This is a genomic window from Vibrio sp. 2-2(8) (genome assembly GCF_963888495.1).
Taxonomy (GTDB): Bacteria; Pseudomonadota; Gammaproteobacteria; order Enterobacterales; family Vibrionaceae; genus Vibrio; species Vibrio anguillarum.
Window position 1 is genome coordinate 184,099 of the sequence record NZ_CAWPJM010000033.1, and the last position, 21,794, is coordinate 205,892.

Annotated in this window: 17 protein-coding genes and 2 tRNA genes; 10 read left to right on the forward strand and 9 right to left on the reverse strand. The window is 45.8% G+C overall.

Annotated features, from left to right (window positions below; all coding sequences use genetic code 11):
• The gene (gene choV, locus AACV12_RS10055) at positions 1-1,188 is read left to right on the forward strand and encodes a choline ABC transporter ATP-binding protein (RefSeq protein WP_170900279.1); all 1,188 of its coding nucleotides are present in this window, start codon (positions 1-3) and stop codon (positions 1,186-1,188) included.
• Between the two features lie 130 nt (positions 1,189-1,318).
• Here choV and AACV12_RS10060 read toward each other — a convergent pair.
• The 4 genes from AACV12_RS10060 to AACV12_RS10075 all read right to left on the reverse strand — a co-directional run bounded on the left by AACV12_RS10060 (position 1,319) and on the right by AACV12_RS10075 (position 4,976).
• Positions 1,319-1,392 (reverse strand) — tRNA-Cys (locus AACV12_RS10060).
• Positions 1,393-1,429: 37 nt separating this feature from the next.
• Positions 1,430-1,516: transfer RNA gene (locus tag AACV12_RS10065), tRNA-Leu, on the reverse strand.
• A 346-nt stretch (positions 1,517-1,862) separates the two neighbouring features.
• Entirely contained in the window at positions 1,863-3,308 is a 1,446-nt protein-coding gene (gene viaA, locus AACV12_RS10070; protein WP_019283198.1) for an ATPase RavA stimulator ViaA, read from the reverse strand.
• Positions 3,309-3,317: 9 nt separating this feature from the next.
• Positions 3,318-4,976 carry an ATPase RavA domain-containing protein gene (locus tag AACV12_RS10075; protein ID WP_013867938.1) on the reverse strand — a complete coding sequence of 553 codons (1,659 nt, stop codon included), beginning with the start codon at positions 4,974-4,976 and terminating at the stop codon, positions 3,318-3,320.
• Positions 4,977-5,253: 277 nt separating this feature from the next.
• Between AACV12_RS10075 and AACV12_RS10080 the strand changes: the two genes are divergently transcribed.
• The 3 genes from AACV12_RS10080 (at position 5,254) to AACV12_RS10090 (ending at position 7,717) form a co-directional block, all read left to right on the forward strand.
• Positions 5,254-5,769 (forward strand): NUDIX hydrolase, encoded by a 516-nt coding sequence (locus AACV12_RS10080; protein ID WP_017046096.1) that lies wholly within the window; start codon positions 5,254-5,256, stop codon positions 5,767-5,769.
• Between the two features lie 109 nt (positions 5,770-5,878).
• On the forward strand, positions 5,879-6,892 hold the full coding sequence (gene ltaE / locus AACV12_RS10085) for a low-specificity L-threonine aldolase (protein WP_170900280.1): 1,014 nt from the start codon (positions 5,879-5,881) through the stop codon (positions 6,890-6,892).
• Between the two features lie 114 nt (positions 6,893-7,006).
• Positions 7,007-7,717 (forward strand): TetR/AcrR family transcriptional regulator, encoded by a 711-nt coding sequence (locus AACV12_RS10090; RefSeq protein WP_013867941.1) that lies wholly within the window; start codon positions 7,007-7,009, stop codon positions 7,715-7,717.
• Positions 7,718-7,727: 10 nt separating this feature from the next.
• Here the strand turns inward: AACV12_RS10090 and AACV12_RS10095 are convergent, their stop codons facing one another.
• Complete coding sequence (locus AACV12_RS10095) at positions 7,728-8,993, reverse strand: DEAD/DEAH box helicase (RefSeq protein ID WP_017047353.1); 1,266 nt, start codon at positions 8,991-8,993, stop codon at positions 7,728-7,730.
• 607 nt (positions 8,994-9,600) lie between these two features.
• On the opposite strand from AACV12_RS10095, the gene AACV12_RS10100 reads away from it, so the two are divergent.
• The gene (locus tag AACV12_RS10100; RefSeq protein ID WP_017047351.1) at positions 9,601-10,818 is read left to right on the forward strand and encodes an aromatic amino acid transport family protein; all 1,218 of its coding nucleotides are present in this window, start codon (positions 9,601-9,603) and stop codon (positions 10,816-10,818) included.
• 186 nt (positions 10,819-11,004) lie between these two features.
• Complete coding sequence (locus AACV12_RS10105; RefSeq protein ID WP_026029078.1) at positions 11,005-12,432, forward strand: methyl-accepting chemotaxis protein; 1,428 nt, start codon at positions 11,005-11,007, stop codon at positions 12,430-12,432.
• A 95-nt stretch (positions 12,433-12,527) separates the two neighbouring features.
• Here the strand turns inward: AACV12_RS10105 and galE are convergent, their stop codons facing one another.
• Entirely contained in the window at positions 12,528-13,544 is a 1,017-nt protein-coding gene (galE, locus tag AACV12_RS10110; RefSeq protein ID WP_029189705.1) for a UDP-glucose 4-epimerase GalE, read from the reverse strand.
• A gap of 208 nt (positions 13,545-13,752) precedes the next feature.
• Here galE and AACV12_RS10115 point away from each other — a divergent pair, with 208 nt between their 5' ends.
• From AACV12_RS10115 to AACV12_RS10125, 3 genes are read left to right on the forward strand one after another with little or no spacing between them, the layout of a single operon-like run.
• Positions 13,753-14,496, forward strand: a complete 744-nt coding sequence (locus AACV12_RS10115; RefSeq protein WP_026027410.1) for a 5-oxoprolinase subunit PxpA — start codon at positions 13,753-13,755, stop codon at positions 14,494-14,496.
• 53 nt (positions 14,497-14,549) lie between these two features.
• Positions 14,550-15,269 carry a carboxyltransferase domain-containing protein gene (locus AACV12_RS10120; RefSeq protein ID WP_170900281.1) on the forward strand — a complete coding sequence of 240 codons (720 nt, stop codon included), beginning with the start codon at positions 14,550-14,552 and terminating at the stop codon, positions 15,267-15,269.
• The gene (locus tag AACV12_RS10125; protein ID WP_445286165.1) at positions 15,251-16,195 is read left to right on the forward strand and encodes a biotin-dependent carboxyltransferase family protein; all 945 of its coding nucleotides are present in this window, start codon (positions 15,251-15,253) and stop codon (positions 16,193-16,195) included. Before AACV12_RS10120 ends, AACV12_RS10125 begins: the two co-directional genes overlap by 19 nt.
• A gap of 44 nt (positions 16,196-16,239) precedes the next feature.
• Here AACV12_RS10125 and AACV12_RS10130 read toward each other — a convergent pair whose 3' ends face one another.
• The 3 genes from AACV12_RS10130 to AACV12_RS10140 form a co-directional block, all read right to left on the reverse strand.
• Positions 16,240-17,721, reverse strand: a complete 1,482-nt coding sequence (locus AACV12_RS10130; protein ID WP_445286166.1) for an FAD-dependent oxidoreductase — start codon at positions 17,719-17,721, stop codon at positions 16,240-16,242.
• A gap of 275 nt (positions 17,722-17,996) precedes the next feature.
• Positions 17,997-20,438: an ABC transporter permease gene (locus AACV12_RS10135; RefSeq protein WP_170900284.1), complete on the reverse strand. Its 2,442-nt coding sequence runs from the start codon at positions 20,436-20,438 to the stop codon at positions 17,997-17,999.
• Complete coding sequence (locus AACV12_RS10140; protein ID WP_170900285.1) at positions 20,438-21,112, reverse strand: ABC transporter ATP-binding protein; 675 nt, start codon at positions 21,110-21,112, stop codon at positions 20,438-20,440. The genes AACV12_RS10135 and AACV12_RS10140 overlap by 1 nt, the downstream gene beginning before the upstream one ends.
• Between AACV12_RS10140 and tesA the strand changes: the two genes are divergently transcribed.
• Positions 21,111-21,713 carry a multifunctional acyl-CoA thioesterase I/protease I/lysophospholipase L1 gene (gene tesA, locus AACV12_RS10145; RefSeq protein WP_170900286.1) on the forward strand — a complete coding sequence of 201 codons (603 nt, stop codon included), beginning with the start codon at positions 21,111-21,113 and terminating at the stop codon, positions 21,711-21,713. The two genes, AACV12_RS10140 and tesA, sit on opposite strands and share 2 nt — an antisense overlap.
• Positions 21,714-21,794: the final 81 nt, after the last annotated feature.

Sequence of the window (21,794 nt, forward strand, 5' to 3'; positions counted from 1 at the left end):
ATGGATGCAATTACCATTAAAAACCTCGATGTTATCTTTGGTCAGAACCCAAATGAAGCACTGCAACGACTCGACGCGGGTGAATCTCGCCAAGAGATTATCGATGCCTGCGGTCAAGTCGTAGGGGTAAACAATGTCAGCCTTACTGTTAAAGAAGGCGAGATTTGCGTCTTAATGGGGCTGTCTGGTTCAGGGAAATCGAGCTTGCTACGCGCGGTGAATGGCTTGAATACCATCAGCCGGGGATCATTAGAATTAAAAGATGGCGAACGCTTTGTTGACCTTGCCAGCTGTGATAAAGCAACGCTTCAGCATTTAAGAACAAATCGTGTCTCGATGGTGTTTCAAAAGTTTGCCCTTATGCCTTGGTTATCGGTTTTAGATAACGTGGCGTTTGGCTTAGAAATGCAAGGAATGAGTAAGAAAAAACGCCACCAACATGCTCGTGCTCAGCTCTCGCTGGTTGGCCTTGCTGAATGGGAAGATAAATTCCCCCACGAACTTTCTGGCGGCATGCAGCAACGTGTCGGTTTAGCGCGTGCTTTTGCAATGGACAGTGACATCCTGTTAATGGACGAGCCATTCTCAGCACTTGATCCGCTGATTCGTGCGCAACTGCAAGATGAGTTATTAGATCTACAAAGCAAACTCAACAAAACCATCTTATTTGTTAGCCACGACTTAGATGAAGCACTAAAAATAGGCAATAACATCGCGATTATGGAGTCAGGAAAACTGATTCAGCACGGTAAGCCAGAAGAAATTGTCCTTACACCCAAAACGGACTACGTCAAAGAGTTCGTGGCACACACTAACCCTCTTAACGTACTAAAAGGACGTTCGTTAATGCAGCCCATCGAACAGTTAAAGCAACAAGACGAACGTTGGCAGGTCTGCAAAAAACAGGATATTTGGGTCGCACAACATGATAAAACTCTGACACTATATGGAGCAACGTCGACCGCTCTTATCCACTGGGATACCCAAGTCAGCGATATGTCGAACATTGATTCATCGATGATGATCATTACAACACCTGATATTGATATGCGTAGTGCGATTGAGTTGAAACATCGAACTCAAAATCCGATTCTTCTGGTGGAAAATAATCAGCTCGTCGGCGTCTTAAGCGACCAAGAAATTTACAGTGCCCTACTGGGAAATTATCAAACCGAAAAGGCGGCTTAACACTTACCTCTATGCATTGCTGTCAATGTCATGTTAACGCCATCATACCGATGGCGTTATTTTCTAAGCAGGCTGTTGATTCTTAATCACATAGATCAAAAAAGACGCTAAAAAGCGTCTTTTTTGTTTTTGGAGGCGCGACCCGGAGTCGAACCGAGGTCCACGGATTTGCAATCCGCTGCATAACCAGTCTGCCATCGCGCCTTTAATTTTTTGTTGCTCTTAATGAGCAAAGAATAGATGGTGCCCCGGGCCGGACTTGAACCGGCACGACTCGAAAGTCGAGGGATTTTAAATCCCTTGTGTCTACCAATTTCACCACCAGGGCACGCAATTCTGGATTGCGATGCCGTCAACTGAATCAGTTACACACCATCGAAAATTTTTTGAAGTACATTCGCTAGCTTTATTATTAATAATATTTGGTTATTAACAACATTTGTTATTAAACATTGCTTTACAGCTTTTAATAACTTTGCTCATCTTGCTGAGCAACTAACTCCTGACATTGTTCTTTCGGGCTTTGCCGTGAGAACGAGGCGTACTTTAACGGATTAAGAAAATGAGTCAACAATAAATTTTCCACTTATGAATCAAGTGACTAAGAATCGACCCGCAAAGGATAGAAGGCGAACAACTAGAGCAACAATTCATCAGTTTTTATCAAGTAATCGTTACCATTTTTTCATCAGTCGCCCGACGAGATTAGGATGGTATGCCCAGCAGTGATCAAACATCGCCATCAACTGTGGATTACCATAGCGAGACAAACTCACCGCATGGAAACGATTTTTTTGATGTTTTAAGGTCGCGATTTTTTCTAGCAGAGCTTCCGGCGGTTTAGGTGCGATGAAATCCGACAATACGACCAAATCTGCATTGCGGTATTTGTCACTGTTCATCAGTTCAACCGATTGTTCTAGCACAGGGTCTAAATCCGTTCCGCCGTGAAATGAATAACTTAAAAAATCACTCGCTTCACGCAAGCCATCTTGCTTGGTCAGCTCATAGGTAATTTGCTGAGTAGAAAACAGCATCACGTAGCACTCGCGCCTCTCAGCAAGCGCGATCTGCATCAGAGCATAAGCCATCGCTTTTGCACACTGTTCTGGGAAACCACTCATGGAACCAGAAGCGTCCACACATACGATGAACGGCCCTTTTTCAATCTCAAACTGTTTGTGCTCTGGTTGGTAGGCTTTGACTTTACGCAAGGTGCGAGACTTGCCTTGCATGCGATAGTTCATCAAGCGCTTATCCACTAAATGCTTGTAGAAAACCACCTCAAGTTCAGGATAGGCAAGAAACATGGTTTCGTTGGGCAGTAGCTTGTTCAGATCATCACTTTCGTGGATGCCGACGATGTCATCCGTCGCTTCGTCCGATTTCTCCTCCACCATTTGCAGCGCTTCGGCTGGAGTGCGGTTGAGATCCGGGTCATCGACTTCGCCAGCCATGCGCCCAAGCTGTTCAGCAATTTCTTGCAATCCTTTGTTCTTTTTCAAAAATTCCGCATGGCGTTTCATGACACTAATGTCTGTTTTACTGAGCTTCGCCGATGCCATATCCCACAAGCGACCGACGCTGCTTTCATCGCCCGATTCCGTGACTTTATCCATGTTTTTCATGGTTTCCATACGCTGGTACAAATCGGCCAACACTTTTTCTTTGTTACTTTCAAGTTCGTTGATTTGCGCTTGTTTAATCGCATGGCAAAGGCTTTGATACCATTGATCACAAAAGAAATGAGGGAACATGGGGTTATGCAACCCCTTGTTTTTTTCGATTAAACGACGTGCTTGGAGATAAAATGCTGAGTGCCATTCCAACTGTTTGATTATCTCGTTAATCCGGGTAAAGAAGGTCTCTTCATCCCAGTGAATTACTTCTTGGTATAAGGTCAGCTCTTGTTGAAAACGCTCAGTTTCACACACTTTTGTAATGCGTTTTTTGACACTACCACGCCACTTAGTTAGGTGATTTTTAACTGAATTCGCCACGCCGCGGTTTTCAGCCATCATCATCACTTGCGAGCGCGCAAGCAAATCATTCACTGCCGTATCAATGATGCCCGAATCGGCAATCATTAACGCTAAATTTAAACCATCGGCACCAAGCATCTTCTCTCCTTACGCAAAAAACTGGTTTAGGTTTTTAAAACGAAGCACCGTTTTTTCGCATTCGGTATGAGTCGATTCAAGTAATTGCTGCAGATGCTGCAGCGTCGCTTCCATAGCGGTGGGCAACTCCGGATCAATGAAGTTATGCGGCAAAGCGCCGTGAAACTTAGAACGCACTTTACGCAAATGGTGTTCGGCATGTTGCAACTGTGCAACGGCTTGATCCGCTTTCGTAAGCCACTCTTGATAAAGACTTTCGTCTAAACCTTGCTCAGTCACCAAACTCACCAACACCGAGCGATTAGCAATATCTTTAAGAACGAGGTTATTACCAGCATCTAAATCAAACCTTAAACGGCACAAATTGGTATTTTGATTCACATAACCATACACATCGCCATGCCCCTCTTTGATCGTTCTTTCAAGCTCGCTTTTAGGCACATAAACCCAGCGGCTATCGCCTTTTTCGGCCTCAGAGACGGACATATTGCTTTGCAGCAATACCAATTTGACCAAGTCATGAGCGGTGCCTACCTGATAGGTTTTTGCCGATTTGGTATCAAACTGATGCACTTGCTTTTTAATCAAACCGGATGATGTTTCCAGCGAGAGCAACATGCCAAATTCAGACTCTAGCTCTTCTTGAATCTCAGCCAGCTCTTCACGACACACTACGATTTGATGTTCAACTTCTTGTTGATCAAAAGCATGTTTCAACGCAAAGTCGCGGATAACGCGGCGCACAATGTCGCGAGAATCGGGGCTATTCCAAAGACAATCTTGCAGCAGCAGTAAATCAAGCGGGTTGATTGAGTCGCGGCCATTAAAAAACGCACTCGCTTTGAGCAACTTCACCGCTTTTTTCCAACGGCGGTCTGAAACGTACATATCAATACTTGCCGCAGCGGGCTGGTTTTCAACGGCATGCTCTAGCATGTTTTTCAGCTCAAATAACTTTTCAAACACGTCATCTGTCAACAGTAAATCGTCAAGTTGTCGCTGCCATGAGTGGTACTCTTCATCGGTAATCGCAAGCCCTTCAGGGATGCGCGCTTCTTGTGGCGTACCGACAGTTAGCATCGATTTGAAATTCTGCTTATTTTGAATACGGTTGACAAACACACGCACTAACATGCGATCGTACAAGGCATCTAAACCACTCTCTTCATCCGGTAATTCGTTCGATGCCGAAACCAGAAGACGCATTGGTACACGTTCAATATCGCTCCCATTTTTGAAGGTCTTTTCATTCACAACCGTTAATAAGGTGTTCAAAATGGCGGGGCCTGCTTTCCAAATTTCATCAAGAAAAACCACTTGTGCGGTAGGAAGATAGCCTTTGGTTAGGCGAACATAGCGCCCATTATCTTTTAATTCTTGAATGCTTAATGGACCAAATACCTCTTCTGGTGTTGAGAAACGCGTCATGAGGTATTCAAAATAACTGCTGTTATCGAAGGCTTGGATCAGACGTTTAGCAATCAAACTTTTTGCAATGCCAGGAGGGCCGAGTAGGAAAACACTTTCCCCCGCTAAAGCAGCCAGTAGACAAAGTTTGATGGTGTCTTCACGCTCATAAACACCATCCGATAAAGCCTTAGCAAGCTTATTTATGCGCTCTGAAAGTAGCGCTTTTTGCGCATGAGATGCAGGAGTAAAATTGATCACTTAAGCGCTCCAAATGGTTTGTATACATAACTTTATACGACTGTTATTGTTTTGTTACAAATAGATTTTAGTATAAGCGCCCACTTATAGCAGATCTCTTTTCTGTGAAATTCTTCGAAATCAATGTTTGCATATATGAGACTGACATCACTGATTGTGCAAGCAATATTGATACTTAGGTTATCGTTTTACTTTGTCTTAGCCACAGATTCTCGGTAAGGTTGAACCCTTATCACCATATCAGTCATTGGCTAGCCACAATTAAAGAAGAGTTTGCATGAGCAAAACCATACATACATGGAAAACCATTTCATTAGTGCAAGAGGATGTCACCCTTCCTACGGGCAAAAGCATTGAGCACACCACCATAGTCCATCCCGGCGCGGCCGTGATTTTGCCGATCACAGAACAAGGCGATATTATTCTGATTAATCAGTTTCGCCCCTCACTCAAAAAGTGGTTGTTAGAGCTCCCAGCAGGCACTTTAGAAAAGGGGGAGCTTCCAGCCGAATGCGCGCACCGTGAGCTTGAAGAAGAGACAGGGTACAGTGCAAGTGAGCTGATCACTTTAGGGCAAGTCACACCATTAGCTGGATTTTGTGACGAAATACAGCACCTGTTTGTCGCTAAACAGTTGAGCAAAACTGCACGATTATCATGCGACGATGATGAAGTCATTGAGGTGGTGACGCTTTCGATCCAGGAATTGGAGCAAAAAATCATCATTGGGCAAATCACAGATTCAAAAACCATTGCCTGCCTAAGTAAGGCGAAGCTGTGTGGCTATCTATAAAATACTTAGCTATCGATAAAGTGCTTAGTTATCAATAAAGCACAAGCACAGATAAACATTGAAGTGAAAATGCTTCTAGCAAAAATAGAAAAACGCATGAGGAGATTATATGGATTTTCGATCAGATACCGTTACTAAACCCACCGCTGCGATGCGTGAAGCAATGGCTAATGCCGACGTGGGTGATGATGTGTATGGCGATGACCCAACCGTCAACGCCTTAGAAGAGTGGGCCGCGCAGCGACACGGTTTTGAAGCGGCGCTATTTACCACGTCAGGCACACAAGCCAACCTGCTGGGTTTAATGTCTCATTGTGAGCGTGGCGATGAGTACCTGTGTGGCCAACAAGCGCACAACTACAAATATGAAGCGGGTGGCGCCGCGGTTCTTGGCTCTATTCAACCGCAGCCAATCGAAAATAACCCTGATGGCACGTTAGACTTCGATAAACTGCGCGCGGCCATTAAACCTGATGATGCCCACTTTGCTCGCACTCGATTACTTAGCCTTGAAAACACCATCAATGGCAAAGTTCTACCACTCGCCTATTTAGCGCAAGCGCGAACGTTTGTTGATCAACACCATTTGGCACTGCATTTAGATGGCGCGCGCGTATACAACGCCGCTGTAGCGCTGGATGTGGATGTTAAAGAGATTGCGCAATACTTTGACTCAATGACGGTCTGTTTATCTAAAGGGCTTTCCGCTCCTATCGGCTCGCTGCTGTTGGGTTCAAAAACCTACATTGCCAAGGCTCGACGTTTAAGAAAAATGCTCGGTGGCGGCATGCGTCAAGCAGGCATTTTGGCCGCAGCAGGCCATCTTGCATTGACTGAACAAGTCACTCAGCTGAAGACTGATCACGACAATGCCCAATATTTAGCGCGCAAATTAGCGGACTTAAACGGGTTTTCCGTCAATCCAAATTTAGTGCAAACTAACATCGTATTTGCCAAATTAGCTGATTTTATCGATATCCATACAATTACCAATCAGTTGGCGCAAGATGGAATAAAAGTTTCGCCAGGTAATCCGGTACGTTTTGTGACCCATAAAGACGTCTCACGCGATGATATTGATTTTCTAATCAGCAAACTCTCCCTTTATCTCCGACCCAATTAACATTGTGCAGTCATAACCTTATCATCGGCTATGACTGCCAAAGCGTTTTTTCCGTGAAACTACCTCTCAAATCTGGTACAACTGCGCTCGTTAAAAAATGAGACGAGTTAAAAAATGACCAAAAGACAAGGCCGCCGAAGTGCCACTGATGCCCAAAAAACCAAAAGAGACATTCTAGTGGTCGCTGCGGATCTGTTTTGCGAGCTAGGTTATGCACGAGTGTCATTACGAACGATCAGCGAAAAAGCTGGGGTTTCGCACAGTTTGCTGCGTCATCATTTCGGTAGTAAAGAGCAAATATGGCGCAGTATCAGCGATGGTCTCCATCTTTATATGGAGAATTATTTACGTCATATATTGAAAGAGATCCCAGCCAACACCCCCGCCAACGTGCAGTTGTATTTGTTCATTGTACGGCTGCTCGCGCATATGCTGACCGTCAAACAGCCGATTCAACTGATCGCCGATGCGGTAAGGCAAGAAGATGCTCTGTTTGATTATTTTATCGACAGTGCAGGTGAAATTGAGCAGCTCGTCGAACAACTTGCCGAGCAATACAACCGTGAATTTTCAGCCACACCAATAAAGGTGTGGGAGATAAAATGGCAGATGATCATGTACGCGCACGGCGCGGCGAGCCTCACGCCATTTTTAAAAGAAACATGGTCAGATGAAACTCAAGATGTGAACCAATGCTTACTAAAACATTGGCAACTCTTTAATGACTTGATGATCGCCAAGTTCCATATCGACGAAGCTCAGACGCTCTGTCCGAACTCCATCAATGAGTTGCTGTATGATATTGAATGTGACTGGGCCAGATAAAGCGGGCGCTTTATCGCTTACCTCTACCTGCATGGATGTTTAGTTTTGCTTTCATCTTTCTTTTTTCCGCTGAACGGCTAGGTTTACGGCTGCTACGCTCAGTCGGTAAGGCTTCCAACAAACTCGGCTCAAACCCTTTTAACCACTCTTGTGGCAGGCGTTGATTGAGTAAGGCCTCTATCGCTTCAAGCAGATACTCTTCATCTCGGCTCATCAAAGAGACCGCGAAACCCGTTAGCCCGGCCCGGCCTGTGCGACCAATACGATGCACGTAATCTTCCGCTTTATAGGGCATGTCGTAGTTAACCACTTGCTCAAGTTGCTGAATGTCAATTCCACGAGCTGCAACATCGGTAGCGATCAACGCTCTAACTTTACCTGATTTAAAATCATCCAATGCTTTTTGGCGCGCCCCTTGGCTTTTATCGCCATTGATCGAGGCCGCTTTGATGCCGTCCAACTTCAGTTCTTTGGCTAGCTCATCGCTACCTTGTTTAGTTTTGGTAAATACCAAGACTTGCTGCCAATTACGTGAACCAATTAGATAAGCTAATAACTCGCTTTTACGTTTTTTATCCACTGGATAAACGATCTGTTTTACAGTATCAGCGGTCGCGTTGGCCGGTGAAATTTGCACGCCGACAGGGTCGCGCATCATTTTGTGTGCTAATGCTTTGATTTTGTCATCAAAGGTGGCCGAGAAAAACAGCGTTTGGCGTTCATCATTCATGCGTTTCAAAATACGTTGGATATCAGGCAAAAAACCCATATCGAGCATGCGATCGGCTTCATCCAACACCAACACTTCGGTTTGCGTCAGGATAATGTTGCGCACAAACAGATGGTCAATTAACCGCCCAGGCGTCGCAATTAAAATATCCGCACCGCCACGTAAATTACGTGTTTGCACTTGCATGCTGGTTCCACCATACGCGGTGACAATCTTCAATGTAGTACTTTGTGCATAAGCACTTAAGCTATCAAACACTTGTTGAGCCAGCTCACGAGTCGGAACCAAAACAAGCGCGCGCACAACTTTACTATTGGCTTCTCGCTCGGCTTGGTTATCAAGAAAACGTTGCAAAATAGGTAAACCGAAAGCTGCCGTTTTGCCGGTACCCGTTTGCGCCCCAGCCATGACATCTTTACCAGCCAAAACATGCGGGATAGCTTGAGATTGAACATCCGTCGGTTGTTCAAAACCTAAAGATTGCAGAGCGCTAACTAATGTGGTTGAAAGTCCTAAACGTTGGAATGGGTGCACAGTATCAGACATTGCAGCTTACCTATTGGAAATCAGGGCGCGGATTGTAACAAAGCGCAAGGTAATCGCCTATTCAAAATCAGCGGAAATCAATAGTGTTAAGGAATTGATACACGAGGGGGGAATGTAAGGAGCATAGCCAGCATAGGCTGCTGGCTGGTACTATTCTGCGCTCTGTTCAGAGCATTCATGAGATACAGAGTCATAATCGGATAAATCAAATCCGATCTCCATGGCGTCGAGCCACTCTAAGCACTCATCGTTTTTATATTGGTCACTCATTAATCGACCTCCTTTGATATTTACTGAGACGGGATTATCACGTCGCAAGATCCTTTTTAAATGATTTATATGACAGTTTTTTGAAAGCGAATAGTCAAATTAATCATCACCACAATATCTATCACAGCGAAACGATTTCGACCACTCTTATTTAGCCGCCATCTTGCCATGTAAACAAAAAAATACACTCATGGATTTTTATTTTTACAAAGCTGTTGAAAATGAATCCGAAGTTCTACAATATAGCCCAAAATGAGTGGATTAATGGTCAACACCCCGTTGTATTCATATATATCACTCCCTGAAACACAACATAACGTATAAAGAACTTTACACCATGACTCAATCAAAGATTTTCGGCAGTACTTTGATCATCGCAGGGACCACTATCGGTGCAGGCATGCTAGCTCTACCGCTCGCTTCTGCAGGTATCGGCTTTGGCACATCATTACTGATTATGATCGCCCTCTGGGCATTAATGGCTTTCACTGCATTGTTAATGGTTGAAATCCATCAATATGCAGACAAAGACGCCACCTTACATACATTGGCTAAACAGATCTTAGGGCAAAAAGGAAAATGGGTAGCGAGCTTTGCTATGCTATTTTTGTTCTATTCGCTTTGTGCAGCTTACATTGCCGGTGGCGGCGCACAATTCACTCATCGCCTGACAGAGTTTGCTGGCATTGAGATCAGCAATCCGCTAGGCACCTTGCTTTTTACTTTACTGGTTGCACTTGTGGTGACGATCGGCACCAGCACGGTTGATAAAGTGAACCGCCTGCTGTTTGCCGGTAAAATGGTCGCGATGATTATAGTGCTCTCATTTCTTGCACCTAATGTTTCTCAGTCATACTTGCTTAGTATGCCACTTGAGCAAGGCTTAATCGTTGCTGCAATTCCCGTCATTTTCACCTCATTCGGTTTCCATGGCAGTATTCCGGCGATTGTGAATTACTTAGATGGCGACACCCCTTCGCTGCGCAAAGCCATCTTAATTGGTTCTGCTATCCCGTTGATTATTTACATTTTTTGGCAGATCGTCACGTTAGGTGTCGTTAGCCAACCTCAGCTGGTTGAGAATTCCGGCCTGAGTGCGCTAATTGTGACATTAGGGCAAACCGTTCATCAATCCAATTTAAGCAGCATTATTGGCGTGTTTGCCGACCTTGCACTTTTGACGTCATTCTTAGGCGTAAGCTTGGGCTTGTTTGAATTCATGGGCGATACGATTAAGAAAAAGAACATTCCATTGCACCGTATGGCTGCCTCCGTCATCACCTATCTGCCACCATTAGTCTTTGCGCTATTTTACCCTCAAGGCTTTATTATGGCGCTCGGTTACGCGGCTATTGCATTGACTATTTTGGCCATATTCTTACCGATTGTGATGGTGATTAAAGTGCGTTCAAACCAAGTATTCCAACCGCAGGGTGGAACACAATATCAAGTCAGAGGCGGCAAACTGGCTCTGACCATGACAGCAACCATTGGTTTGATGATCGTCACTTCGCAAATCTTTATTAGCCTTGGTGTACTACCCGCTCTGGGTTAATCAATTAAAGTTAAAAGTGGGGAGAGTAATATTACTCTCCCCACTTTTTTAACCTAAAATAAGATCAAAGTCTCAATCTTGATATTTAAGTCAACATTCATTTCATAAAATTCTGCACGAACACACACATTTAGCCTTAGTATATTTATAAAATTTACTATTACTTTTTTGCATATCGGAGCAGCAATGAAAGAAGTTCAGTTCAGGACGATTGACCGCGTGTTCATTAAAATGTCAATTAATGACAAGATGTGGGTGATCTTCGCTTTATTCCTCACCGCTTTAAGCTTTGTCGCAGGAAATCGCTATGTTGATTCACTGGCCCAGATAGAAGCGCAATCGAAGTTGGCCGTTGAGTACAAACTGCAAGGTCTGCTTGCCAGCGGCGCAGATCCACAAACCCTTTCAGCGGTTGAAACTCGCCATTCTTTAGCCGCAACTAGTTATCAAAAAGGGGTGATTACCGCCACAGCAAAACACAGCGATGGCAAAGTTTACGCACTGACAGAGAATCTCTCTTATCTTGAAAAAGACGCTCAGCGATCGGCACTCTCGACTTTTCTGTTGAGCTATTTGTGGGCAATCCCTTTTGCTATTTTCCTCTATTGGGTCGCTACTTTTATTGGCGGTGCATTGTGGGTGCTGTACACAACAACCTTGAAAATTTCAAAAGGTGATTTAACTTCACGATTAGGTTTTCATCCCGGTCGAGATGAGTTTGGTACCATCGGCTGCGCGCTCGATAACGCCATGGACACCTTGACCGAACTGGTAGTTTCAGTAAAACAAAACGCCACCACTCTCGGTGAGACATCCAGCTCTTTTGCCCATGAGATGAAAGAGAGCGAGCAACAAATCAGTAGCCAATACGCTTCCTTGGATTCCGTCGCCACGGCCATGGAAGAGATGACGGCCTCGGCGCAAGAAGTCTCCACAATTTCCCAACAAGCCAATCAGCAAGCCGAGCAAGATTCAAAACAAGCGGAAGAGAGCTCACAACTAGTTCAGCAAGCGATTAATGAAATTTCCCAGTTGTCAAAGTTCATTGAACAAGCCTCTCATTCGGTGTCTACATTGAATGAAAATACAGCTCAGATTAACGATGTGATCACCACCATCAATGCCATTTCGCAACAGACGAACTTATTGGCACTGAACGCTGCAATAGAAGCGGCACGTGCTGGTGAACAAGGGCGCGGTTTTGCCGTGGTAGCTGATGAAGTTCGTACCTTAGCTAGCCGCACGCAAGCGGCTACTGTTGAAATTCAATCCATGATTGAGAAGCTGCAAACCGAAAGTCAAGATATCGCACGCATTACTGAGCAAACGGTTAGTCAAGCTCAAACCAGTAGTGATTTAGTCGCTAACATCGGCAATAACGTCAATCAAATTGCTGAATCAGCAAAAATGATCAATGACATGAGTATTCAAATTTCAACTTCAGCCGAAGAGCAAAGCGCCGTTGCTAATGATATTGCTGCTGAGCTGAGTGATATTCGTACACAATCCAATGCGATTCGCAGTGTTGCGCAAACCTCATCGCAAGGTGTCGCTAGCCTTGCAAACGCTTCGCGCAACCTTGGTGAAATTTTAAGCCGTTATCGGACTAACTGATCATTGGATTGCTTGAGTAACCAAGTCAGATCAAAATAGCCAGTCATTTGACTGGCTATTTATTTCATTCATCGCAGAGAAGTTGAAGCTAGAGCTTAAGACTCAGGATAACCTTGTGGATTATTTGACTGCCAACGCCACGTATCTTGTGTCATCGCTTCTAGGCTGCGAGTCGCTTTCCAACCTAGATCCGCCATCGCTTTGCTTGGATCTGCCCAACACTCCGCAATATCACCAGCGCGGCGTTCGACCAATTGGTACGGCACGCTTTTACCTGACGCTTGTTCAAACGCTTTCACCATCTCTAGTACACTGTAGCCATTTCCTGTGCCTAGGTTATAAATGTGCAAGCCTGCTTGTTGGCCTACTTTTTCCAGCGCAGCAATATGACCATCGGCTAGGTCCATTACGTGAATATAATCGCGAACCCCTGTGCCGTCTTTAGTTGGGTAATCACTGCCAAAAACAGAGAGAAATGCTCTTCGACCCACGGCCACTTGCGAGACAAAAGGCATTAGGTTGTTCGGAATACCTTGTGGATCTTCACCTAACTCGCCTGATGGATGTGAACCTACAGGGTTAAAATAGCGCAGCAGTGTAATGCTCCAATCTGGGTTGGCTTTATGGAAATCGGCCAAGCACTCTTCAACCATTAACTTACTACGGCCATAAGGGTTGGTCGCGCTGGTTGGGAAATCTTCGGTAATAGGCACTGAGGCTGGGTCACCGTATACGGTTGCAGATGAACTAAAAACAAGTGCCTTCACGCCAGCTTCACGCATGGCCGCCACCAGTACCAATGTGCCATTAACATTGTTATCGTAATATTCCAATGGTTTTTCTACTGACTCACCGACTGCTTTTAAGCCTGCGAAATGGATCACCGCTTGAATATTTTGCGCTTTCATCACTTCAACCAGTTGTGCTTGGTTGCGTACATCACCATGGACGAACAGCGGCTTCACACCGGACACTTTTTCGATGCGCTCTAAAACCGATGCTTTACTATTGTATAAGTTATCAAAAATTACGGGTGTCATACCGGCGTGGATCATTTGAATGCAGGTATGGCTACCGATATACCCCATCCCGCCTGTCACTAATACTTTCATTGTTTTTACCTTCTGACATTGGTTGTGCAAGTTTAACGACTTTCAACCTAAACTTCACTTATAAATCAATCTGCTTTAATGTTTGTCTATCAGGCCAATTCGCTCTCTTTCGGCCCGTACTTATCGCCAAACAATGAATCGGATCACTGTATATTGCTTTTGATTACGGCAAGTTACTCAACATGGACACTCAAGGATGATGCAACCTGTGACAAAAAGAACAATCACTCTCAATTGTGACATGGGCGAGAGCTTCGGTGCATGGCAAATGGGCGCTGATGAGTTGGTGATGCCTTGGATTGACATGGCCAATATTGCGTGTGGCTTTCATGCCTCTGACCCACACGTGATGAGCCGAACGATTGAGCTGGCGATTCAATTTGATGTAATGATTGGCGCTCACCCGGGTTACCCCGATTTGCAAGGTTTTGGTCGTCGTTCAATGAGTTTTAGCGAAGAAGAGATATGCGAGTTACTGATTTACCAGATTGGCGCACTCAAGGCATTATGTGAGAGCAAAAATGCCGAGATAAGCTACGTTAAACCTCATGGGGCTTTATATAACGATATGATGCGTGACAAATCTGTCTTTCGCGCAGTGGTCGATGCAGTTTCTTGCTTCAATGTGCCCTTGATGATCTTAGCTTCAGGCAATAACCAAGATTACCTTGATATCGCCGATATTTATGACGTGCCATTGCTGTTTGAAGCCTTTGCCGACCGAACTTATCTCGCTAATGGTATGCTCACTCCAAGAGGCCAAGCCAATGCGGTGCTGACTAATGAAGAGGCGATCATCAATCAAATTAAACAACTGGTTGATTACGGAAAAGTGACCAGTTCGGATGGCTTTGTGATCCCTATCGAAGCCGATACGATTTGCGTGCATGGCGATAATCCGGCAGCGATTGAACTGATAGAGAAAATCCGAATTTGTCTACGAGAGCGTTGAACCATTACTCGTATATCTCCTAGCAGCCACAACGTCATCACAAGGAGTGTTAAGTGGCATTGAACTACAGCATTGAACCCGTTGCGGAATGCAGCCTCTTACTGCGTTTTAACCATTCGCCATCGGCCGATCTGTCACTCGATATCGGACAAATTGCGCAACAGATCATGGTGCAGCTTTCTGCTTACCTGATGAATGTCACCCCTTCTTACACTACCATTTTGATCGATTACCTTCCTTATCGTATAAGTCAAAGGGAGCTAGAGCAGCAATTGATCACAGCGATCGCAGCCTTATCTTTAGCTGTGGAAGCCACCCACAATTTGGTTGAGCTTGGCGCTTACTACGATGAAAGTGTCGGCCCAGATTTGAAGCGCTACCATACGCTTGGTTTATCCACGCAACAAGTTATCGCGCTGCACACTCAAACGGTCTACACCGTTTGTGCCGTCGGTTTTGCACCAGGCTTTGCCTTTATGGCTGAAGTAGATGAACAATTACGCTTACCGCGCCATGCCACCCCACGCCTTAGTGTGGCCAAAGGCAGCGTCGCGATTGCAGAACAGCAAACGGCCGTCTATCCGAACAACTCTCCCGGAGGATGGAATATCATCGCCAATTGCCCCCGTGCGCTCTTTTCTCCTAATCAAACACCAATGACGCCTTTTTCGATTGGAACTAAAGTGAAGTTTACAGCGGTGACTCGCGAGGAATTTTTATCATTAGGAGGAGAAATACCTCAATTAGCCGCGCAGTGGGAGCACCATTCATGAGCCCCCTACTACAGGTGATAAAACCCGGTCAACTGAGCTTAATTCAAGATTTTGGCCGCTTTGGTCTCAGTCATATCGGTGTTACTCAATCAGGACCAGTCGATGATTACGCCTACAGTTGGGCCAACCATTTACTGGGTAACCGAGTCAATTTAGCAACGCTTGAAATCACGCTTGGTCAGGCGGAATTTCATGTTGAACACCCATGTATGCTGGCAATTGCAGGTGGTGATTTATCGGCCACGTTAGATGGAAAACTGATTGGTAATTGGCAAAGCTTTAGCGCGCAAGCCGGGCAAACACTGAAATTTAGCCTAGCCAAAAATGGCTTAAGAGCTTATTTGGCCGTGCGCGGAGGGTTCATTGTGCCTCATCATTTAGGTAGTGTTGCCACCGTACCCAAAGAACAGCTTGGTGGGTTAACGCAAAACGGCGTACCACTGCAAGCGGGCGATTCACTGCACTTTAATCCACACGCTATCGATAACAAACCCGTACACATCACTTTTCGTTATAAGCCTGATTATAATCTGCCACTTAAATTACGCGTCATTGAAGGCTACCAAGCCCTGCAATTTTCATCGCAGCAACTCGATCGCTTTTATCAAACCAGCTTCACTGTCAGTCAGCATGCCGATCGCATGGGCTATCGTCTTAATGGCGATACGGTTACCCCACCCGCGACACCTATTTTATCGGAAGGAATTGCTTTGGGGGCGATTCAAATCCCGCCAGATGGCCAACCGATCATTTTACTCAACGATCGCCAAACCATCGGCGGTTACCCTAAGTTAGGGTGTGTGGCTCGCATTGATCTGCCCCGTTTGGCACAAGCAAAACCGGGGCAAAAAATACGTTTTGTCAAAGGTGATATACAAGGCCTGCAAGAGGTTTGGTGCCAATGGGCGCATTATTTCGGCTACTAACGACTATCACCTTGCTCCTTTAGAAAACCGCAAGGTGTCACCAATCAAACCATACCGACAATTTTTGCTAATTCTTCAGGATAAGCGCGTGCCTTAGCTAACGCGATGGCTTTCTCTTCCACCTGTTCAAGAGACAAACTCATGCTGATTGGGTGACGAACTTCTATCGATTGTAGCAAATCTTCATCATTAACTAACTGCCAATGCTGAACAATTTTAGTTGCCGCTTCCAACGCGGATGAACCTTTGACCACTTCGATTCGCGCATAATTATGAGCTTCAAACGTAACATCAGCGGCTCGTAATGTGGCATCTTGGCCGGGAATTTGCTGCGCACCAAACAGTGGCTTACCAGCCACTTGTGCTTGAATATAGTGTGGGATGAACTGACTCATGTGGTGTATGGCTCGTTCACTGCGCTCTTGCAGTGCGTCCTGTTGCCAACCGTTCTTAATTTTGCGTTCGAGATAATCAGGCAATACGGGCTGTGATGATCCAGCTTGCGAGGCCACTAACCCATCTTTAAATAACGTGATTCCCTCAGTCATACCATGCAACTGAAATAGACCATCAGCATACGGTGTTAGCTGAGCCATTCCTTGTGGGGTGCCTCTTGGCCCGTGAAAAATCACTTCTGGCCATTGCTGGTCGCATTCTGCCCAACGGGTAACGTAAGCCGCTTTAAATTCCACCAAGCGTTGACGCGGAGCCTTAGCCAAATCATCGACTATTCCCGTTTCATAACCACATGCATTGACTAAATAATCTGCATGAATAACGTGTTCATGCTTTTGAGCATCCAGATAAACGAGCTGCCATTGCTCATCAATAAAATCAGATTTGATTAATTGAGCGTGCGTTAAAACTTGGCAATGAGGCATCGCCGCTAACGCAAGCTCAGCACTGGCCGCCAGCCGAAAAACACTCCAACCGTATTCTTGCACCGCAATGACTGGGTATTTCAACTGATTTAAATCTGCATGTTGAGCAAAAGGGATCACCCAATCATCGAATGATGTCGGTTGATCACTCTGTTGCTGAGTTGCTAATACCTGCAGTGCTTCACGGCTGTAGAGTTTGAAATACTCTTGGGGTTGACCAAGCTGCTGATTACGTGGGTCTTCATCAACCAATTGTTGATAGCTGCGCTGAATAAGCTCTAGCCTTGGCAATAAGGCTTGCGGCTCACCGCCATCACTATGCGGAACAGCAATCACAGTCGGTCGCTTATTCAGCGTGTGGGGATAGAGCCTGACGGTTTCAATCGACTGCTTAAGTAACTCAAGACACTGCTGCTGCGAAATTTCGCGATAGAGGTTACCGCCCGCGTGCAGATGGCAAATCGGCGGCCCATTGACGAGACCGGCGCTTTTCTCCAAAAGCAGCACATTGAGCCCCAGTTCTCCCATATGAACGGCGGCAGTGGCACCAGCCACACCCCCACCAATAATTGCGACACATGGAGAATCTGTATTGAACTTTTTATATGACATAAGATACGAGTACTCTGGAAAACCCGGATGCATTCTAAAGCTTGTAAAGCGTTATTAAAATCACATTTTTCACGTGGTCTTATCTGCTTTACGACTAACAAGCAATACGCATAATCGACAAATAACTTAAAAAATTGCTTGACTCAATAAAGCCAAAACGACGTTTTTTCAACCTTGTGAATAACAAAACTGCGCAACCCAAGGTAACTACGGGGCTAAGCGCAAATAGGCCGTTATCAAGCCGTCGAGTTATCCCAAACTTTATCCACTGTTTTTGTGGATAACTCCGTCTGGGATTATGGATACCGCTAGTTAAAGTCTTTATTTATAGGGGTTAACAGCCGCTTAATTAAACTACTCACGACCAGCGATAATGTGCAAAACGTCGCCAAGGGTAGCACCAACCACATGCTGTAATGCGCCATAGGTTCTAGTTCAAAACCGAACTTCATGACGCTGGCCACCACCGCGTCAGAGCCAAGGCTTGCGACGACTCCGGCAATGAGCGCCATCAAACCGTATTCAGCCCAAATAGTTTGCTCGACGCGGCGCTTGCTGGCCCCTAAAGTGCGGTATAAGCGAATTTCTTGTTGCCTCTGGCTTAAACTTAAACGCAGCAGAGTAAAAATCAGCAAAATACCAGCAATCACGCCCATTGCGGCCAGCACTGTCACTGACCAGATAATTTGCGTCAGCAAAGTTTTAATCTTATCGCCCATTGCCCGGATATCCATCAAACTGACCGTAGGGTAAGTGCGAGCAAGGGTGGCAAGCAAGGCGTTATCTTGATCTTGCGCTCTGAAACTCACCAGCCACGTGGCAGGGATCTCCTGCAATAGGTCTGGGGTAAAAATGAAATAGAAGTTAGGCTTCATTTCTCGCCACTCGACTTGGCGAATGGAATTTACTTTCGCTTCCACGGTTTGGCTATTGATCACAAACCCCAAACTATCACCCAGTTTCAGCCCCAAATCACGAGCAACGTCGGATTCAACCGAAACGCCACCTTGCTCTGTCCACGCTCCTGCCGTCAGTTGGTTGTTGCTGGGTAGCGATTCTCCCCAAGTGAAATTGAGCTCTCGCCTCAACGCATCACTCCCCTCTTCACCTTGAGCTTGTTGCTTGGCCTCTATGCCATTAATAGTCGATAAACGCCCTCGGATGATCGGATAGGCTTGCGAACGCACAATGTTGGCGCTGTCTAACGTGTTAAGGTAATCGTTAACTTCATTTGGTGAAATGTTGAGTGCAAATGCGTTATGAGCATCGCTGGGTAAGGTTCGCTGCCAATCAGAGAGTAAATCGGTACGCACTAACCAGATGATCGCCAATAACATTAACGATAGTCCTAACGCGCCGAACTGGACTCCGGTCGTGATTGCCGAACGATTGATTCGGCTGAGCGCTAATTTAAGCGCGGTAGAGAGCGGAAGACGTCCTAAACTACGAGCCACCAAAACACTGACCACAGCAAGCACTGCAAAAAGCGTCACTATCCCAGCCAACACAATCCACACTAAGAGGTTATTCCAATAAACCCACAGCATCGGCACTAACGGAATCAAGATGAGCAACCCATTACGGCGATGATTCGGTTTCGCTCGCTCTGTTTGCATGACATTGAGCGCACTGGTATCTAGCAAATGCAGTAAAGGAATGCCGAGTGCAGGAAAAGCGATCAATACACTCGCCATCAGCGCAATAAAAGCGGGTTTAGCGCCATAACTCGGTAAAGGCGTAGGCAATAAATCCACCAGCGGCACGCGTAATAAAGACTCTAGGCCAATGCCGATCAATACCCCAAGCACCGCAGCAGAAACAAACAAAATCACCACTTGTACGAACAACCATTGGCGGATCCAACGTTTGCTCGCCCCAAGGCTTTTTAACATGGCGATGGTTTTTTGCCGCGTAGAAACATAGTGCTGACAAGTCAGGACTAATGTGGTTGCCGCCATGATGATCACAATCGCTACGGTTAACGACAAATATTGCTCTGTCCGCTCAAAAACCTCATTCGTTCGGCTGGCGCTATTTCGGTCGCGCCAACGATCGCTAGGCGTTAAAGTAACGGGCTGTTTTACTGCTTCAATCTGTCCATCATCACCATTAATGAACACGCTAAATTGCACTCGGCTCCCCAATTGAAGTGCACCAGTACGAGCCACATCGTCTTGGTGGATCAACACCGCGGGCATCTGTTGAAACGGATTAAAGCTGAGTCCCGGCTCCTCAAGGATGCGTCCCGATACCGTAAAATCGGCATCGCCCAGCGTGACCTGATCACCAATTTGAACGTCTAATTGCGCAAACACTCGTTCATCTAACCACAGTTGATTCGGCGCAAGGTGCTGAAATGTCGTCACATCATCAGAAAGACGCATTTCACCGCGTAGCGGATAAGCACTATCCACCGCTTTAACAGTAACCAACTGCATACCGCGCTCACTGAATGCCATTGTCGCGTAACGCGTAAGTTGTGAAGACGGCAATTGCAAGCGCTCGATCTGATCGAGCAATGACGCTGGGGGTGGGTTTGCGGAAACAAACACACTATCGGCAGTGAGTGCGTCTTTACCTTGTTTAACAATCACTTGCTCCATACGCTCAGCTAAGGCAGTCAGCGCAAAAATACAAGCAATGATCAAGGTTAACGCCACTGAAATAGGCCATAGCTGTCCGTGGCGGATTTCACCTAAGCTCCAGCGAATTAATCGTTTATTGAGTGAACGGCTCGACATCTCGCTCATTACCGCTCCTCCAACATACCAGCTTGCATGTGGAAAATACGATCACATTGAGCCGCAAGAGCGGGATCATGGGTAACCAGCACTAAGGTCGTTCCGTGCTGCTTATTTAATTCAAACAATAATGAAACCACTTTTGCCGCGGTTTCTTGATCAAGGTTGCCAGTAGGCTCATCGGCAAACAGCACTTTCGGATTGATCATAAAGGCTCTTGCTAGCGCGACTCGTTGCTGCTCGCCCCCTGAAAGTTGTGCAGGAGAGTGATGCATTCGATGCGATAAACCAACGGCCGTCAACAAGGATTTAGCACGATCCAAATCCTCTTTTTCGCCTTTTAACAAACAAGGTAGCGTCACGTTCTCTAACGCAGACAAGCTTGGGATCAGCAAAAAGCTTTGAAACACAAAGCCAACAGATTGACTGCGGATCGCCGCACGTCCTTCATCATCCAGTTGAGACAATGGCTGGCCCAATAGCTCTACCTCTCCGCGTGTCGGCGTATCAAGCCCAGCCAACAGCGTCATCAGGGTTGATTTCCCTGCACCAGACGTTCCGACTATCGCCACGCTTTCACCACTTTTGATCTCTAGGTTTACCTCTTTTAGGATTGTTAAATGCTCTTGATTGGTAGAGACTGTTTTAGATAATGAATGTGCTCTAATAACGGATGTTTGCATGACTCGACTTCTTTCCTTGATTTGTATTTTATTATTCTCAGCTAGCGCTAGTAGTACCACACTCTTGATATTGGGTGATAGTTTAAGCGCCGGTTACCAAATGCCGATTGAAAAAGCTTGGCCTAGCTTGCTACCTAATCCGTTACAAGCTGAAGGTAAATCAGACATTGATGTCATTAATGCCAGTATTTCTGGCGATACAACGGGCAATGGCCTAGCCCGCTTACCGTCACTACTCACCCTGCATACCCCTGATGCAGTGCTTATTGAGCTTGGTGCGAACGACGGATTGCGTGGCTTTCCACCTCAATTGATCAGCAGCAATTTAACCGCCATCATTGGCCAAATAAAAAAAGCAGGCTCAACCCCTCTTTTGATGCAGATCCGCATTCCACCAAACTATGGCAAACGCTACAGCGATGCCTTTTATAGCCTCTATTCTGAGCTTAGCCTCCAACACACTGTGCCGTTACTGCCCTTTTTCTTAGAGCAAGTGATCATTAAACCCGAGTGGATGATGGCTGATGGCTTACATCCGACGGTCGACGCTCAGCCGTGGATCGCCAATTTTGTTGCGCAACATTTAGCAGAGCATCTCTGATTTTAATGCCTCAGCTCAATGAACTTTACCTAGTTTTACGATATTTTTTAGACCATTCCCCTAACCGCAAAGGTACAAACT